Annotated in this window: 1 protein-coding gene; it reads left to right on the top strand. The window is 40.6% G+C overall.

Going from position 1 to position 1,057, the window contains the following annotated elements; genetic code table 11:
* Positions 1–480 precede the first annotated feature (480 nt).
* Positions 481–1,057 (top strand): ROK family transcriptional regulator (locus tag H5072_RS20155; protein WP_259396008.1); only part of this gene is annotated, 577 nt, incomplete at its 3' end.

Genomic DNA, 1,057 nt, shown 5'->3' with positions numbered 1-1,057 from the left:
GCAGACTGCACTGACGAGATATTATAAATTTTTCAATACACTCTTATACGCGCGTCACAGATGTTTGCGGCGCCGCCCCACGCAGCAAAACACACAGCAAGTAAAATAAAAAGGGCCCCCCCCTCCCTTGGGACACGAGGTGTGTTTGTGTGTGTGTGTGTGGTCATTGCCGTGCCTCAGTTGTTAATGTTAAGTAAAGCATTTAACCAGTTAAATATCATTCCGTCAATAAATCAACTATAGTTATTTATTGACCTCCTGTGACTTATTTATACTCTGTCGTAAATTTAATAATAAGAAATGAACCCGGCAATAAAGCTAATATAGTCGCCAATTACACACACTCGGTGTACAATTAATCAGGTTATTCAAGATAATAACAACTAGGTAGGAATAATTATCAAATCTAAAAACCCTCGACTCTCTTTACAAGAAGGCCGAAGCCAATCTGGCCTGCGTGCTCATAATGAACGCCGAATTATGTCATTAATTCGCCAACACGGTAGTGCTCCAAAAGCTGAAATTGCACAAAAAACAGGGCTTTCAGCACAGGCCGTCACAGTAATTATCAATAGTTTAGAAGCCGAATCGTTATTAATACGGAAAGACCCTCAGCGTGGTAAGGTTGGCCAACCAACCATCCCATTTGCGTTAAATCCAGATGGTGCATTTGGAATTGGCTTAAAAGTAGGTCGTCGCAGTTTTGATTTAACCTTGATTGACTTAGTAGGAAATATACGCGCAACTTTGCACGAAAACTGCGCTTACCCCACAGTACAGAGCTTGCTAACCTTTTTAGAGAAAGGGATCAGCGTACTTAAAATGAGCTTAAGTGACGAATTAGCCAAGCGTATCTTAGGTGTGGGTGTTGCAACCCCTTACGAAATTTGGAACTGGACAGAAGAAGCCGGCGCTCCAAAAACAGTATTGAATGAATGGAAGTCTTTTGATTTTAAAGAAAAAATAAATCAAATTGTACATCTTCCCGTGTATGTATGTAATGATGATACCGCTGCTTGTTCAGCTGAATTAAGCTTTGGTAATCCTGCTCGTTTTA

The sequence above is a fragment of the Pseudoalteromonas sp. SR45-5 genome, from assembly GCF_014163565.1.
Taxonomy (GTDB): domain Bacteria; phylum Pseudomonadota; class Gammaproteobacteria; order Enterobacterales; family Alteromonadaceae; genus Pseudoalteromonas; species Pseudoalteromonas distincta.
Note: the sequence above shows the minus strand (reverse complement) of the source record. Positions and strands in the feature narration are given on the sequence as shown.